Origin of the sequence: Leifsonia virtsii, assembly GCF_030433675.1 — a bacterium.
In the GTDB taxonomy this organism is placed as follows: Bacteria; Actinomycetota; Actinomycetes; order Actinomycetales; family Microbacteriaceae; genus Leifsonia; species Leifsonia virtsii.
Genome location: NZ_JAROCB010000002.1, coordinates 491,567 through 506,726, shown reverse-complemented (window position 1 = coordinate 506,726; position 15,160 = coordinate 491,567). Strand labels below are relative to the sequence as shown.

At 71.2% G+C, this 15,160-nt stretch carries 12 protein-coding genes and 3 tRNA genes; 7 read left to right on the top strand and 8 right to left on the bottom strand.

Annotated features, from left to right (window positions below; genetic code table 11):
- Positions 1–10 precede the first annotated feature (10 nt).
- The 3 genes from ftsH to tilS form a co-directional block, all read right to left on the bottom strand.
- A complete protein-coding gene (gene ftsH / locus P5G59_RS08390; protein ID WP_301217871.1) occupies positions 11–2,014 on the bottom strand; it encodes an ATP-dependent zinc metalloprotease FtsH in 2,004 nt (667 codons plus the stop codon).
- A gap of 79 nt (positions 2,015–2,093) precedes the next feature.
- On the bottom strand, positions 2,094–2,645 hold the full coding sequence (gene hpt, locus P5G59_RS08385) for a hypoxanthine phosphoribosyltransferase (protein ID WP_175337921.1): 552 nt from the start codon (positions 2,643–2,645) through the stop codon (positions 2,094–2,096).
- Between the two features lie 25 nt (positions 2,646–2,670).
- The gene (gene tilS, locus P5G59_RS08380) at positions 2,671–3,669 is read right to left on the bottom strand and encodes a tRNA lysidine(34) synthetase TilS (RefSeq protein ID WP_301218801.1); all 999 of its coding nucleotides are present in this window, start codon (positions 3,667–3,669) and stop codon (positions 2,671–2,673) included.
- Positions 3,670–3,788: 119 nt separating this feature from the next.
- On the opposite strand from tilS, the gene P5G59_RS08375 reads away from it, so the two are divergent.
- Positions 3,789–4,280 carry an inorganic diphosphatase gene (locus P5G59_RS08375; RefSeq protein ID WP_064109921.1) on the top strand — a complete coding sequence of 164 codons (492 nt, stop codon included), beginning with the start codon at positions 3,789–3,791 and terminating at the stop codon, positions 4,278–4,280.
- Positions 4,281–4,387: 107 nt separating this feature from the next.
- On the opposite strand, the gene P5G59_RS08370 is transcribed toward P5G59_RS08375, so the two are convergent.
- Positions 4,388–5,695: a C40 family peptidase gene (locus tag P5G59_RS08370; RefSeq protein ID WP_301217866.1), complete on the bottom strand. Its 1,308-nt coding sequence runs from the start codon at positions 5,693–5,695 to the stop codon at positions 4,388–4,390.
- Positions 5,688–6,959: a peptidoglycan DD-metalloendopeptidase family protein gene (locus tag P5G59_RS08365; RefSeq protein ID WP_301217864.1), complete on the bottom strand. Its 1,272-nt coding sequence runs from the start codon at positions 6,957–6,959 to the stop codon at positions 5,688–5,690. The genes P5G59_RS08370 and P5G59_RS08365 overlap by 8 nt, the downstream gene beginning before the upstream one ends.
- A gap of 350 nt (positions 6,960–7,309) precedes the next feature.
- Here P5G59_RS08365 and P5G59_RS08360 point away from each other — a divergent pair.
- The 5 genes from P5G59_RS08360 to P5G59_RS08340 all read left to right on the top strand — a co-directional run bounded on the left by P5G59_RS08360 (position 7,310) and on the right by P5G59_RS08340 (position 10,090).
- Positions 7,310–7,382 (top strand) — tRNA-Glu (locus P5G59_RS08360).
- A gap of 42 nt (positions 7,383–7,424) precedes the next feature.
- Positions 7,425–7,501, top strand: a tRNA-Asp gene (locus P5G59_RS08355).
- Positions 7,502–7,577: 76 nt separating this feature from the next.
- Positions 7,578–7,653, top strand: a tRNA-Phe gene (locus P5G59_RS08350).
- Positions 7,654–7,767: 114 nt separating this feature from the next.
- Positions 7,768–8,742: a glycoside hydrolase family 6 protein gene (locus tag P5G59_RS08345; RefSeq protein ID WP_301217862.1), complete on the top strand. Its 975-nt coding sequence runs from the start codon at positions 7,768–7,770 to the stop codon at positions 8,740–8,742.
- A 157-nt stretch (positions 8,743–8,899) separates the two neighbouring features.
- Positions 8,900–10,090 carry a MalY/PatB family protein gene (locus P5G59_RS08340; RefSeq protein ID WP_301217859.1) on the top strand — a complete coding sequence of 397 codons (1,191 nt, stop codon included), beginning with the start codon at positions 8,900–8,902 and terminating at the stop codon, positions 10,088–10,090.
- On the opposite strand, the gene P5G59_RS08335 is transcribed toward P5G59_RS08340, so the two are convergent.
- Positions 10,054–11,265: a DUF445 domain-containing protein gene (locus P5G59_RS08335; RefSeq protein WP_301218800.1), complete on the bottom strand. Its 1,212-nt coding sequence runs from the start codon at positions 11,263–11,265 to the stop codon at positions 10,054–10,056. The two genes, P5G59_RS08340 and P5G59_RS08335, sit on opposite strands and share 37 nt — an antisense overlap.
- Before the next feature lie 181 nt (positions 11,266–11,446).
- On the opposite strand from P5G59_RS08335, the gene P5G59_RS08330 reads away from it, so the two are divergent.
- Complete coding sequence (locus P5G59_RS08330; RefSeq protein WP_301217857.1) at positions 11,447–12,337, top strand: LysR family transcriptional regulator; 891 nt, start codon at positions 11,447–11,449, stop codon at positions 12,335–12,337.
- Between the two features lie 7 nt (positions 12,338–12,344).
- On the opposite strand, the gene P5G59_RS08325 is transcribed toward P5G59_RS08330, so the two are convergent.
- Positions 12,345–13,382: a YeiH family protein gene (locus P5G59_RS08325; RefSeq protein ID WP_301217856.1), complete on the bottom strand. Its 1,038-nt coding sequence runs from the start codon at positions 13,380–13,382 to the stop codon at positions 12,345–12,347.
- Positions 13,383–13,465: 83 nt separating this feature from the next.
- Positions 13,466–15,124, bottom strand: coding sequence for an FAD-dependent oxidoreductase (locus P5G59_RS08320; RefSeq protein WP_301217854.1), 1,659 nt, complete (start codon positions 15,122–15,124; stop codon positions 13,466–13,468).
- Positions 15,125–15,160: the final 36 nt, after the last annotated feature.

Sequence of the window (15,160 nt, the reverse complement as noted above, 5' to 3'; positions counted from 1 at the left end):
CGAGGCGGACCTAGGCGGTGGCCGGTCGGGGCTTGATCGCGGGCGAGCGCTTCGGCTTCGCGGCCGGCGGCTCGGAGTCGACGCCGCCGTCCACCGCGCCCGCGTCGATCGGGGCCTTCGGGAACGGGATCGGCGGGACGTCCGAGATCGGGCGCTTGTCGCTGGAGAGCCACTGCGGGCGCTCCGGCAGCTTCTTCACGTCGGCGAAGATCTCCGCGATCTGGTTGTGGTCGAGGGTCTCGTGCTCCAGCAGGGCCGCGGCGAGGCGGTCGAGCACGGCACGGTTGTCGTTGATGACCTCCCACGCCTCGTCGTGCGCCTTCTCGATGAGGGCGCGCACCTCGGCGTCGACCTGCTCGGCGATGCGCTCGGAGTAGTCGCGCTGGTGGCCCATGTCGCGGCCGAGGAACATCTCGCCGTTCGCCTGGCCCAGCTTGACGGAGCCGATGTCGGCGCTCATGCCGTACTCGGTGACCATCTTGCGGGCGATGGAGGTCGCCTTCTCGATGTCGTTCGAGGCGCCGGTGGTCGGGTCGTGGAAGACGATCTCCTCCGCGACGCGGCCGCCCATGGCGTAGGCGAGCTGGTCGAGCAGCTCGTTGCGGGTGACGGAGTACTTGTCCTCCAGCGGCATCACCATCGTGTAGCCGAGGGCGCGGCCGCGCGGCAGGATGGTGATCTTCGTCACCGGGTCGGTGTGGCGCATCGCCGCGGCGGCGAGGGCGTGGCCGCCCTCGTGGTACGCCGTGATGAGCTTCTCCTGGTCCTTCATGACGCGCGTGCGCTTCTGCGGACCGGCGATCACGCGGTCGACGGCCTCATCCAGCGCACGGTTGTCGATGAGCTGCGCGTTGGAGCGTGCGGTGAGCAGCGCGGCCTCGTTCAGCACGTTCGCCAGGTCGGCACCGGTGAAACCGGGGGTCTTGCGGGCCAGCACCTCGAGGTCGACCGACGCCGCGAGCGGCTTGCCGCGGCCGTGCACCTCGAGGATCTTCTTGCGGCCGAGCAGGTCGGGCGCATCCACGCCGATCTGGCGGTCGAAGCGGCCGGGACGCAGCAGGGCCGGGTCGAGGATGTCGGGGCGGTTGGTCGCCGCGATCAGGATGACGTTGGTCTTCGGGTCGAAGCCGTCCATCTCCACGAGCAGCTGGTTGAGCGTCTGCTCGCGCTCGTCGTGCCCGCCGCCGAGGCCCGCGCCGCGGTGACGGCCGACGGCGTCGATCTCGTCGATGAAGATGATGGCCGGAGAGTTCTCCTTGGCCTGCTGGAACAGGTCGCGGACACGGCTCGCGCCGACGCCGACGAACATCTCGACGAAGTCGGAACCCGAGATCGAGTAGAACGGCACGCCCGCCTCACCCGCGACGGCGCGGGCGAGCAGGGTCTTGCCGGTACCGGGAGGGCCGTACAGCAGCACGCCCTTCGGGATGCGGGCGCCGACCGCCTGGAACTTGGCCGGCTCCTTCAGGAAGTCCTTGATCTCCTGCAGCTCCTCGATGGCCTCGTCGGACCCGGCGACGTCGTCGAAGGTGACCTTCGGCGTCTCCTTCGTGACGAGCTTCGCCCGCGACTTGCCGAACTGCATGACCTTGTTGCCGCCGCCCTGCATGCCGGAGAGCATGATCCAGAAGAACACGCCGATCAGCAGAGCCGGGATGAGGAAGCCGAGGATGTTGACGAACCAGTTCGGCTGCGGCACCTCGTCGTCGTAGCCCTTGGGGAGGTTCGCGTCGTCGACGGCCTTCACGACGTCCTGGCCGCGCGGCGTGACGTAGTAGAACTGCACCTGGTTGCCCAGGTTGCCGTCCGGCTCTTTGAGCGTCAGGTCGACGCGGTTCTCGCCGTCGACGATCTTCGCGCTCGACACCTTGTCCTGGGCGAGGTACTCCAGGCCCTTCTGGGTGGAGACGCTCTTGAAGCCGGACATCGTGATCAGGCTCGAGCCGATCCACACCGCGATGATCGCGAGCACGACGTACAGGATCGGGCCGCGGAAGATCTTCTTGACGTTCATGGTGCGACCACAGTACCGCCTGGCCGCTGTGGGCCGCCTGCGTGTTCGCTCTGGGCGGTCTGCGTGCCCCGGGGCGGCGTCAGCTGTAGACGGCGGGCGCCAGGATGCCGACCCCGCGGAGGGTGCGGTAGCGCTCGTCGAAGTCGAGGCCGTAGCCGACGACGAACTTGTTGGGGATCTCGAAGCCGACGTACTTCACGTCGATCTCGACGCGCGCCGCCTCGGGCTTCCGGAGCAGGGTGAAGATCTCGATCGACTCGGGTCCGCGGCTCTTCAGGTTCGACAGCAGCCACGACAGCGTGAGGCCCGAGTCGATGATGTCCTCGACGATGAGGACGGTCTTGCCGCTGAGGTCGGTGTCGAGGTCCTTCAGGATGCGGACGACCCCGCTCGACTGCGTGCCGCTGCCGTACGAGCTGACGGCCATCCAGTCCATGGTGACCGGGATGCGCAGCTCGCGGGACAGGTCGGCCATGACCATGACCGCGCCCTTGAGCACGCCGATGAGCAGAACGTCTTTGCCCGCGTAGTCGCGCTCCACGTCCCTGGCCAGCTCGGCGATGCGGGAGCGGATCTGCTCCTCGGTGATCAGAATCTCGGTGAGGTCGGCCTGAGCGTCCGTGAGTTCCATGGGGGTGGCGCTGTCCTTACGTGGCTTACGTGGTGGGGTGAAACGTGAGCAGCCCGTTCTGCCTGACCACTCTAACGCCTGGCAGATCGACCGGCCCCTGCCCGTGCCAGTCGGTGATGAGGGCTGCGACGGCCAGGGTGTGGGCGCGGGTGAGCGAGACGCCGAACTCCGCGGAGACGACGAGGCGGATGATGCGCTGCCGCAGTGCCGCCGGGTCGGCCGCGAGCCCGCGGACGTCGAGCGCGACGGAGCCGTCGTCGGCCTGGCTGACCAGCTCCTGCGCCCACTCGAGTGCGAGTCCGTCGAGGGCGTCGTCGTCTTCGCGCAGCTGCTCGGCCGTGCGCGCCAGCGCCTCGGCGACACCCGGGCCGAGCTCGCGCTCCAGCACCGGGAGCACGGCGTTCCGCACGCGCACGCGCGTGTAGGAGGGGTCGTCGTTGTGCGGGTCGTCCCAGGGCTCCAGCCCGCTGTCGGCGCAGAAGGCCCGCGTCTCGGCGCGACGCAGCCCGAGGAAGGGGCGGAGCAGCCGGCCAGTGTCCGGCAGCATCCCCTGCAGGCTCGACGGTCCGGAGCCGCGCGCGAGCCCGAGCAGCACCGTCTCGGCCTGGTCGTCGAGCGTGTGGGCGAGCAGGACGCGCTCTGCGCCGGTCTCCACCAGCGCCCGGTCGAAGGCGGCGTGCCGGGCGGCGCGGGCGGCGCCCTCCGGCCCGCCGTCCTCGTCGACCGAGACGCGCTCGACGAGGACGGGGTCGAGCCCGAGCGCGGCGGCCTGTCCGGCGGCACGCGCCGCGACGGCGTCCGACCCCTCCTGGAGGCCGTGGTCGACCACGACGGCCCCGGCGCGGAATCCGGCGCGCGGCGCCTCGAAGGCGGTCGCCGCGGCGAGCGCCAGGGAGTCGGCTCCCCCGCTCAGGCCGACGAGCACGAGGCCGCCGGCGGAGAGCGGCGCGGGACGGGCGGGGCCGTGGTCGTCGTGCGGGTCGACCGGAGGGAGGGCGGCCGCCGCGGCGAGCGCGGTCCGCACCGCGCGGCGGGCGTCGGCGATCGGCGGGGTGAGGCGCGGGCGGCGCCCGGAAGCATCCTGACCGTTGAGGGGCACCTAGTAACGTTAGTGCCGAATCACGACCACATAAGGAGTACGGCATGGCCGAATACGACGTCGTCATCGAGATCCCCAAGGGGAGCCGCAACAAGTACGAGGTGGACCACGAGACCGGTCGCGTCTACCTCGACCGGGTGCTGTTCACGAGCTTCGTGTACCCGACCGACTACGGCTTCTTCGAGAACACCCTGGGCGACGACGGCGACCCGCTGGACGCGCTCGTGCTGCTCGAGTACCCGGTGTTCCCGGGCGTCGGCGTCAAGGTGCGCCCGGTCGCCGTGCTCAACATGAGCGACGAGGCGGGCGGCGACGCGAAGATCATCGCCGTGCCGTACAAGGACCCGCGCTGGCAGCACATCCAGGATGTGAACGACATCCCGGAGCAGACCCGCAAGGAGATCGAGCACTTCTTCGCCCGCTACAAGGACCTAGAGCCGGGCAAGTTCGTCAACATCGAGGGCTGGGGCGATGCGGCCGAGGCCGACTCCCTCGTGCAGAAGGCGATCGCGAAGCTCGCCGCCGAGGGCCACTGACCCCTCCCGCGGGCCCGCCCAAGCCAACAGCTCCGGACTTTTTCGACCGATCCACGCGGATTCGGTCGAAGAAGTCCGGAGCTGTTTGCGTTGCGGCAGCGGTGGGATCAGGCGCTGGGGCGCGCGACCATCCGCCACGGGGAACCCCAGACGGACTGCGTCTTGACGACGTCGCCCTCGGTCGGCGCGGCGATCATCCTGCCGCCCCCGATGTAGATGCCGACGTGGTAGAAGTCTCCAGGGCCTGAACCCCAGAAGATGAGGTCGCCCGGCTGCCTTGCGCTGTACGACACCAGCTGGCCGCGGTTGGCCGCGGTGTAGTACTGGTTGTTGACCGAGTGCGAGCCGATATAGACGCCCGCGTAAGCGTAGGCCTTCATCGTCAGGCCGGAGCAGTCATAGCCCACGGGGCCCTCGCCGCCGAAGATGTACGGCTTGCCGAGCTGGGCCTGGGCGTAGGCGATCGCGGTCTGCACCACATTGCCGTTCGCGGCCGGAGGCGCGGCCGGAGCGCTGCTGCCGCCACCGCCTCCGCTGCTGGGGGCCGAGCCGCCGCCGCCCGAGGGCGCAGGCGGGTTGTTCGCTGCGGCTGCCGCCGCCGCAGCCGCAGCGGCTGCACGCGCCGCGGCCTCCTGCTGCGCCTTGACCTGCTCGCCCTGGAGGTACGCGGCCTCCGTCTGCGCCGAAGTGTTCTTCAGGGTGGCCAGCTGCGCGACGAGCTCGGTCGACTTCTGCTGCTGGGTCGCCAACGCGGACTGCGCCGCGGCCTGAGCGGACTGCGCCGCCGCGAGGGCCTTGTCGGCCTCCGTCGCCAGCGACTCTCGCTCGGTCTTGGCCGCCTTCGCCTGCGCGGTGAGGGCGTCCGCCGTGTTCTTGTCCTTCGTCGCCTGGTCGTAGACGGCCTTCGACTGCTCCGTGAGCTTGCTCATCGTGCCGAGCTGGAACAGCAGCTTGTCCGCCGCAGAGCCCGATCCGCCGCCCTTGAGCATCAGGTCGGTGGTGACGTCTCCCCCACCCGACTTGGCGAGGTGCGACGCGAGGAGTCCCGCGCGCATCTTCGACGTCTTGGCCTTGGCCGCGGCGTCGGTCGCCTGCTTCTGGAGGTCGTCGGCCTTCGCCGTCGCCGCGTCCAGTGCGTCCTTCGCCTGAAAGTATGCCTCAGCCGCCTTCTCCGAGGCGATGCGGGCCGCGTCCACGTTCGACTGCAGGCCGCCGATCAGCGTCGTGATGTTGTCGATCATCGCCTGCTGGTTGGCGACGTTGTCCTTCGCCTGCTGGACGTCGTTCCACGACGGGTAGTCGACCGCTTGTGCGGGAGTGACGATGCCGATGGATGCCGTGACCGCGCCCATGACGCCCGCCCCGATGGCGAGCCCGGGGCGCACCCGGCTGGTCTTCTCGTTCGCGTCAGCCAAGGGGTGCCTGCCTGTCTCTCATGAAAGGGATTCCGTCGATCTTCGTGTCGTTGACGCGCACCTCGTAGTGGAGGTGGCAGCCGGTGGACGCGCCGGTCGTGCCGACGCGCGCGATGGGCTGACCCGCGCCGACGCTCTGGCCGATGCCGACGAGGATGCCGCCGTCGCGGATGTGGGCGTAGCCGGTCTTGATGCCGCCGCCGTTGTCGATGAGCACGAAGTTGCCGTACGAGCCGTTCGGGCCCGCGTAGATCACAGTGCCGTCGTGCGCCGCGTAGATCGGCGAGTTGCAGCCGGCGCCGATGTCGATGCCGAGGTGGTAGGTGCTGCCGACGCCGCCGGGCGACGGCCGCGCGCCGAACCCGTCGGTGATCGGACCGCCGGCCGGGACGGCCCAGCCCTGCGGGCCGACCGTGCCGCCGGGGAGTCCTGCGGAGCCGCGGGCCGCGGCGGCCGCGGCCGCTGCGGCGACGCCCGCCTCGTAGCCCGAGACGACCTTCGTGGTCGTGTCCTTGAGCGCCGCCAGCTGTGCCTGCATGACGACGATCTGCTTCTGCTGCTCGGCCAGCTTGTCCTGCGCCGCCTTGGCCGCCTCGATCGCGGCCTGCATCGCGGCGTCGGCCGCGACCTTCAGCTTCTCGCGGACGGCCTTCGCGGCGTCCGCCTTGAGCGCGAGCGCCTTGGCCGTGTTCTGGGCCGCCTTGGCGTCGGCGTAGACCTTGTTGGACTGCTCGACCAGCTTGGACATGCTGCCGAGGTCGGAGAGCAGCCGCTCCGGGCTGGTCGAGGTGGCGTTGTTGCCGCTGAGGAAGAGGTTGGCCGACAGGTTGCGGCCACCGGTGCGGTAGAGCTGGGCGGCGAGCTTGCCCGCCTGAGTGCTGGCGTCGTCCGCCTTCTTCTGGCTCGCGGCGGCCTGCGACTCGAGGTCGAGGGCGTCCATCGTCGCATTGTCGAGAGCCTCCTGCGCCGCCGCGAGTTCCTCGCCCCGCTTGACGGCCGCGGCCTGCGTGTCCGCGACCTCCTGCTTGAGCTGGCCGATGAGGTCGTTGATGCGGGTCACCTGCGCGGCGGCGGCGGCCTCGTTCGCCTTGGCGTTCTGGACGTCCTGCCAGCTCGGGTAGTCGGCGTAGGCCGGGGCGGCGACAGAGCCGACCGCGGTGACGACAGCGATGGAGAGAGCGGCGACGGCGCCACGGACCAGCCGGCGACGGCCGCGTACCGGCTCGATCGGGAGGACCGTTCTGCTGGTTCTCTGGCGTCTCATGGTGTTCTCGACCCGCTCACTCTGCATTCACATTCGTCACACACGTCACATCAGTCACCCTGTCAACAGGCGCAACTCTACCAAGGAGAGTCCCGGGACACCCAGCTTCGGGTGGCCGGAATCGGTCGAGGTGGCGTGCCGGCGCACGGGCGGCCGGGGGACCGCCTGGGCCGCAGACTATGGCGAGGACGGGCGACGACGGGGTATTCAGCGGGGGCGTTGCGAGAAGCGAGAGATCCTCGATGCGGCCGACCCGCCCGGGATCCGGACCCGATTCGCATTCTCGCCCGCACTTCCGTATGCTTATGCGTCGGTGGTCATCGGAAAGCGAGAGCGATTCGGGACGATCCGGCCCCATCGTTTAGCGGCCTAGGACGCCGCCCTTTCACGGCGGTAGCACGGGTTCGAATCCCGTTGGGGTCACGTCCAACGGACGCCACTACAATTTAAAAAGCACCACAATAAGGCCCTGTAGCGCAGTTGGTTAGCGTGCCGCCCTGTCACGGCGGAGGTCGCGGGTTCAAGTCCCGTCAGGGTCGCCACGGCGACAAGCCCTTCCTTCCGGAAGGGCTTCCGTCTATGGCCGCTGTTCGCAGCGGCCCGCCGCTTCGGCGGCACGGCTCTGTAGCTCAGTTGGTAGAGCGTTCGACTGAAAATCGAAAGGTCACCGGATCGATGCCGGTCGGAGCCACCATAACCCCCGGTCCCCTGTGGAAGCCGGGGGTTTCTTGGTCCCACGGGACGGTGATCCCCCGTTCATTCGCACGAACTCGCTGACCGTCGCCGCGTCCCGGCCGATAGTCCGGGTATGCGCAGAGTGATCGCCTCCCTGGTCGGCGCAGCCGTCGTGGCGGCTGCGCTCGTGACGGCGCCGACGGCTCCGCCCGCCCGCGCCGACGATCCTCCCGCCTTCGGCAGTCGCCTGTACGTCGACCCGACCAGCGACGCCCAGCGCGTGTACGACTCCCTCCTCGCCCAGGGCGACACGGCCAGGGCCGCGCTCATCGGACGCATTGCGAGCCAGCCGACGGCCGTGTGGCTGGGCGACTGGTACACGCCGACGCTGCTGGTCAGCGTGATCCAGCGCCACCTGCGCGCGGCCGCCGCCCAGGGCGCGACACCGGTGTTCGTCACCTACGCCATCCCGGATCGGGACTGCGGCGGCTATTCGGCCGGCGGCTACACGGCCGACCAGTACCTCGACTGGACGCGGCAGGTGGCGGCCTCGTTGGCGGGGAGCCGCGCGGTCGTCCTGGTCGAACCGGACTCCCTCGCCATGCTCTCCAGCGCCAAGTGCGCCGGGGTGGCCGCCACCCGGCTTCCACTGCTGCAGTCCGCGGTCGGGATATTGGCGGCAGCGGGGCTGTCCACCTATCTCGACGGCGGCAACGCCCGCTGGCTCACCCCGGACGTTCAGGCCGCCTACCTGAACGCCGCGGGCATCGCGAGTGCACGCGGGTTCTTCACCAACGTCTCCAACTTCGACGCCACCCAGACCGAGCGCGACTACGCGGGGAAGGTCTCCTCCCGCGTCGGCTGGAAGCACTTCGTGATCGACGTGTCCCGCAACGGCAACGGCTGGACGGGCACATGGTGCAACCCGCCCGGGGCCGGTCTCGGCCAGAACCCGCAGATCACCCAGTCGACCTCCACCAAGCTGGACGCCCTGCTCTGGGTGAAGCACCCCGGCGCCAGCGACGGCCCCTGCAACGGCGGACCCCCGGCCGGCGCCTGGTACGAGAGCGCGGCCGAGGCCCTGGTGCTGAACAGCCCCACTCCGTAGCCGCCGCCCGCCGGCCGCCGCGATTCGTGACGAATGGGCGCGCTTCGTGACGAATGGCGCCGATTCGTGACGAATCGCAGGGCACCCGAGCCCTTTCACTACGCTTTCTGACGTCGCGGTTCGCGCTCGCGCGGCGGCCACGGCATGATCCGTGTGTATGAGCTTCGGACCGGCCCGGCCCCTGGAGCAGCTGTACGCGACCAGGTCGAGCATCAAGTGGCGCCGCTACCCCGCGGACGTGCTGCCGGTCTTCGTCGCGGAGATGGACTTCGACGTCGAGCCGGCCATCCTGGACCGGGTGGCCGAGACGCTACGGCACTCCGACACCGGCTACCTCGACTCCGCCGGGCCGCTCGCGCCCGCTTTCGCCGCCTTCGGGCGCGACGAGTGGGGCTGGGAGGTCGACCCCGCCTGGGTGCACCTGGCGACGGACGTGACGGTCGGGGTGGTGGAGGCGCTGCGCCTTGTGCTGCCGGAGGCCGGCGGCCGCGTCGTGCTCACGCCTCCGGTCTACCCGCCGTTCTTCGAGATGGTGGAGGAGGCGGACGCCGTCGCCGTCACGGTGCCGCTGCGGGAGGACGCGGACTGGTCGCTCGACCTCGCCGGGCTCGAGGCCGCCTTCGCCGCGGGCGCCGACGCGCTACTGCTGTGCAACCCGCAGAATCCGACCGGGCGATGTCACAGCCGGGATGTGCTGGAGCAGCTCGCCGCCCTCGCCGCCCGCTACGACGTGTTCGTCGTCAGCGACGAGGTGCACGCTCCGCTCACGCATCCCGGTGGACGCTTCACCCCCTTCGCGCCGGTCGCGCGGGCCACCGGCGCCCAGGCCGTCACCGTCAGCTCCGCAAGCAAGGCGTGGAACCTCGCCGCCCTGAAGTGCGCGGTCATCGTCGCGGCGGACGAGCGGTCGGCCGCACTCCTGACCACGCTGCCGGACGAGCTCGCCGCCCGCACGAGCATCCTCGGCCTCCACGCCAACGTCGCCGCGCTCTCCTGCCTGCGCTGGCGGGACGACCTGGTGGACGCGATCGTCCGCAACGTGCGCCTGCTCGAGGCCGAGCTGGCGCAGCACGCGCCGGCGGTCCGCGTCGTCCGGCCCGACGCAGGCTACCTCGCCTGGCTCGATTTCCGGGACGCGGGACTCGGCGACGACCCCGCCCGCGTCCTGATCGAGACGGGACGCGTCGCCCTCAACTCCGGCCTGCCCTTCGGGGAGCCGGGCCGCGGTTTCGCGCGGATCAACCTGGCCTGCAACCCCTCCACCGTCGTCGAGGCGGTCCGCCGCATCGCAGCGACCGTCGCCGCCGGCGCTCAGAGCAGGGTCGAGATCGCGGTGGCGACGCTGTAGATCGCGAGGCCGGCGAGCGCGCCGACGACCGTGCCGTTGATGCGGATGAACTGGAGGTCGCGGCCGACCTGCGTCTCGATCTTGTCGGTGGTCTCCGCCGGGTCCCACGACTGCACCGTCTCGGCGATGACGTGGGCGATGTCGCTCCGGTAGCTCGTCACCAGATGCAGCGCGGCGTCGGTCAGCCGGGCGTTGAGCGAGGCCCGCAGCTCGTCGTCGGCGAGCAGACGGCGGGCGGCGTCACCGAGCAGCGCCTCCGCCCGCCTCCGCAGCTCGCCGTCCTCATCCGAGAGCGCGCCGATCGCGGCGCCGCGGGCGGCCGTCCAGGCGGAGGCGGCCAGCTCCCGGATGCGCGGATCGTCGAACGCCCGCCCCTTCGCCTGCTCCAGTCGCTCGATCGTGGCGTCATCGTGCTGCAGCCGGTCGGCGAGCTGCGCGAGGTATTCGTCGAGCGATCGGCGGAGCCGGTGGTCCGGGTCGTCGCGCAGCTCCCGCACGAAGCGGCGGGCCTGCGCGTGCAGCCGCTCGTCGATCGCGCGGTCCACGAACGACGGCAGCCACGACGGCAGCCGCCGCGTCACGACCGCCTCGAACGCCTCGGGATGGGCGGCGAGCCACTCGTCGAGCCGGTCCAGCAGCAGTTCCACCGCCTCCTGGTGGCCACCCGACTCGAGGACCCGAGCCCCGAGCCGGCCGAGGGGCGGCCCCCACTGCGGCGCGACGAGCTGCGCGCGCACGACCGCCTCCACCGCCTCCCGCATCCGGTCGTCGTCGAGCAGACCGACGAGCCCCGTCAGACCCTGCGAGAACTCGGCGACGACGCGCCGGGCGATGCGCGGGTCGGAGAGCCAGCCCGCGGCGGCGCCGGCGAGGTCGATGGTCGACAGCTTGCCGGCGACCACCTCGTCGGAGAGGAAGTTGGTCTCCACGAACGCCCCGAGGCTCGCGCCGATCTCGTCCTTGCGCGTGGGGATGATCGCGGTGTGCGGGATACGCAGCCCGAGCGGATGCCGGAACAGCGCGGTGACCGCGAACCAGTCGGCGAGCGCGCCCACCATCGCGCCTTCCGCGGCGGCCCGGACGAACCCGAGCCACGGGTAGCGGTCCTGCAGCGCGAACGCGACGGCGAACACCACCGCGGCCGCGGCGAGCAGGCTGGTCGCCAGCACCTTCATCCGCCGCAGGGCGACCCGGCGCTCCGCGTCGGTGGGAAGGGCGGTCACGCGACGGCGTCCTGGGTGAGCATCCCGAATCCCTCCGGCCGATGTAGTGGATGCTCCCCACCGTACTCACGCGCCCTCCGCCGTGCGGGCGACCGGGGCGATAGCGTTGGCGCGTGCAGAATGTGGGACGCCCGTGGACCTCGCGGGGCTGAGGCTGCTGACGGCGGTCGTCCGGTCGGGGAGCATCTCCGCCGCCGCGCGCGAGGCGGGCGTGACGCAGCAGGCGGCGTCGCTCCGGCTGGCCGCTCTCGAGCGCGAGGTCGGCGCACCCCTTCTCGTAAGAAGCAGCCGGGGCGCCCGGCCGACCGAGACCGGGGCACTCGTCGCGGAGTGGGCGGCCGAGGTCGTGGAGGCGGCCGACCGGTTCGACGCCTCCGTCGCGTCCCTCCGCGGGGCGACGGAGGAGACCCTGCGGATCGCCGCGAGCATGACGATCGCGGAGCACCTCGCGCCCCGCTGGCTCACCGCGCTGGGCGCGGACGGACACGGGCCGCGCATCGAGCTGACGGCAGCAAACAGCGAGGCGGTGCTCGCCGCGGTGCGGGACGGCGCCGCGACCATCGGGTTCATCGAGACGCCCGAGGTCCCCACCGACCTGGCGACATCTGTCTTCGCGTCGGACGAGCTGGTCGTCGTCGTCGGCCGAGGCCATCCGTGGGCCCGGCGGTCGCGGAGCGTGTCGGCGGAGGAGCTCGCCCGCACTCCTCTGGTGTCGCGCGAGGTCGGCTCCGGCACCCGGCTGGCGTTCGAGCGGGCCCTGGCGGAACAGGGTCACTCGCCTGCCCGCCCCGCGTTCGAGCTCTCCTCCACCAGCGCGATCCGCGCGACGGCGGCGGCCGGCGAGCACCCGGCGGTGCTGAGCATCCTCGCCGTCCGCGAGCAGCTCGCGGCCGGGACCCTGGTCAAGGTCCCAATCCGTCAGCTGCGCATCACCCGGCCGCTGACCGCCGTGTGGCGGCGGGGAGGGTCGGGCGTGCCCACCAGCGCACGCGCGCTGCTGGACGTCGTCCGGTCGGTCTCCTGACCACCGGTCAGAGCTGGCCGGTGACGGCGAGGACGCCGAGGCTCGTCAGGGTGACGAGCGTCGACAGCACCGCTCCCAGCAGCAGGGGGCGCCAGCCGGCTCGGCGGATGGCGCCGATATCGGTGGAGAGGCCTATGCCGCCGAGCGCCACCGCCACGAGGAACACGCTCACCGTGACCAGCGCGTCGTGCAGACCCGGCGGGATCGCGACGAGCGAGTTCGCCGTCGCGACCACGAGGAAGCCGACGAGGAACCACGGGATGAGGCCGACCAGCCGCCGCACGGTGAGGGGGGCTCCGGAGTTCCGCCTCCGGTGCTCGACGACCGCGAGCACCACGCTGATCGGGACGATCATGAGCGTGCGCACGAGCTTGACCACGACGGCGAAGCCGAGCGCCGACGTCGCGAACAGGCTCGCGGCGGCGACGACCGAGCTCGTGTCGTTCACTGCGGTGCCCGCGAACAGCCCGAACGCGTGGGTGCTCATCCCGAGCGCGTGGCCGATCAGCGGGAAGACCAGCACGGCGACCGCGTTGAACAGGAAGATGGTCGAGACGGCATAGGCGATCTCCGAACTGGCGGCGCCGATGATCGGCGACACGGCGGCGATCGCGGATGCACCGCAGATTCCGGTGCCGACGCCGATGAGCGTGCGCTCGCGACGCGGGATGCGGAGAGCACGACCGATGCCCCACGCCGCGAGGAGGCACACGGCGAGAGTGGAGAGCATCACCGGCAGCGACTGCAGTCCGACCACGAGCACGCTGGAGAGGGAGAGCTGCACGCCGAGGAGCACGACCGCGATCTGCAGCACGAACTTCGACGAGAACGTCACCCCCGCGGCGAACCGGCCGCCCGGTCGGCGGATGAGGCTGACGACGACCCCGATCAGGAGCGCGGGAAGCGCGCTGCCGACAGCGGGAACGATACGGGAGACGCCGGTGGCCGCGAGGGCGATGAGGAGGGTCAGGGCGAGACCGGGCGCCACGGCCCCGGCGCGGGCGCCGGCCCGGCTCGGCAGGGTCAGGAGGGGTGAGAGTTCCATGCTTCGACGCTCTCGCGTCCGCTCACCCGTGACCAGCCGGACATCCTTGTCGCGCCACAAGCAGAACTTGTGACGCGACGTGCTCAGCGCCCCGTGCCGACCGCCTCGCGCGACCCGAGGGATGCGCCGGCGACCCAGGTGCGGTAGCCGCCGTCGAGGTTGACGACGTCGCGGCCGTACTGGGTGAGGATGCGCGCGGCCGTGTGGCCGCGCTGGCCGACCTGGCAGTGCACCACGAGAGGCCCGTCCGGCAGCTCCGCGACCCGGTCGCGGAGGTCGTCGACCGGTATGTTCACGGCGCCGGGGATGGCGCCTGCGGCGAATTCGCCGGGGGTGCGCACGTCGACGAGCGTCGACCCCGCCGCCAGTGCCGCGTCGAGTTCGTGCCACTGGATGCTGCGCGTCGCGCCGGTGCGGAGGTTGTCGGCGACGTAGCCGAGCTGGTTGACCGGGTCCTTCGCGGAGCCGAACTGCGGGGCGTAGGCCAGCTCGAGGCGTGCGAGGCCGGAGGCGGTGATCCCGCCGGTCATGGCGACCGCGATCACGTCGATGCGCTTGTCGACGCCCTCCCCGCCGACGATCTGTGCACCGAGGATCGCATCCGACCCCGGGTCTACGAGCAGCTTCGTCGACATCGGCTGGGCGCCCGGGTAGTAGGTGGCGTGCGAGGCGGGGTGGGTGTGGATGACGCGATGCGCGCGGCCCGCGGCGACCAGCTGCCGCTCGCTCCAGCCGACCTTCGCGGCGACCGTGTCGAAGACCTTCACGATCGCGGTTCCGAGCGCCGGGGTGTTGTGCTCCTGACGGCCGGCGATGACGTCGGCGACGGAGCGACCGTGGCGGTTGGCCAGGCCCGCCATCGTGACCAGCGTCTCCGACCCGGAGAGGGCGTCGATCTTCTCGACGCCGTCGCCGACGGCGAAGATGTGCGGATCGCTGGTGCGGTTGGAGTCGTCCACGGCGATCCCGCCGGTCGGCCCGATCCGGAGCCCGGCGGAACGGGCCAGATCGACGCTGGGCACGACCCCGGACGCGTCGACGATGAAGTCGGGCCGCAGCGTCGCGCCGTCGCTGAGCAGCACGGCGCCCGCGGAGACCTCGTCGATGGTGACGGAGGTGCGCACGTCGACGCCGTGGCTGCGCAGCTGCGCCTGCAGCGGCGCCACCATCTCCGCATCGAGCGGGGTGAGGATCTGCGCCGACCGCTGGATGAGGGTCACATGGATGCCGCGTCGCACCAGGTTCTCGACGGCCTCCAGTCCGATGAACCCGCCACCGACGACCAGCGCCGACGGGTGGTCCGCCGCGGCGTCCACCAGCGCGCCGATCGCATCCACGTCTTCGACCGTCCGCAGCGTGTGGGTGGGGATGCCGGGGTGCCCTGCCGCCTCTCGCGCGGTCGCACCGACGGCGAGGATCAGCTCGTCGTAGCTCTCGACGAAGGTGTCGCCCGCAGCGAGGTCGAGCACCGACACCGTGCGGGCGACCGGGTCGACGCCGATCACCTCGTGCCCGGTGCGCACGTCCAGCCGGAAACGCGCGGCGAGCGACTGCGGCGTCTGCAGCAGCAGCGACGAGCGGTCCGTGATGACCCCGCCGACGTAGTAGGGCAGCCCGCAGTTCGCGTAGGAGACATAGGGGCCGCGCTCGAACACGACGATCTCCGCCGACTCGTCGAGCCTGCGCAGCCGGGTCGCTGCAGACATCCCTCCGGCGACTCCGCCGACGATCACGGTCTTCATGCTGCGTACCTCCTGGGGCCGTTTGGTATACCCTCC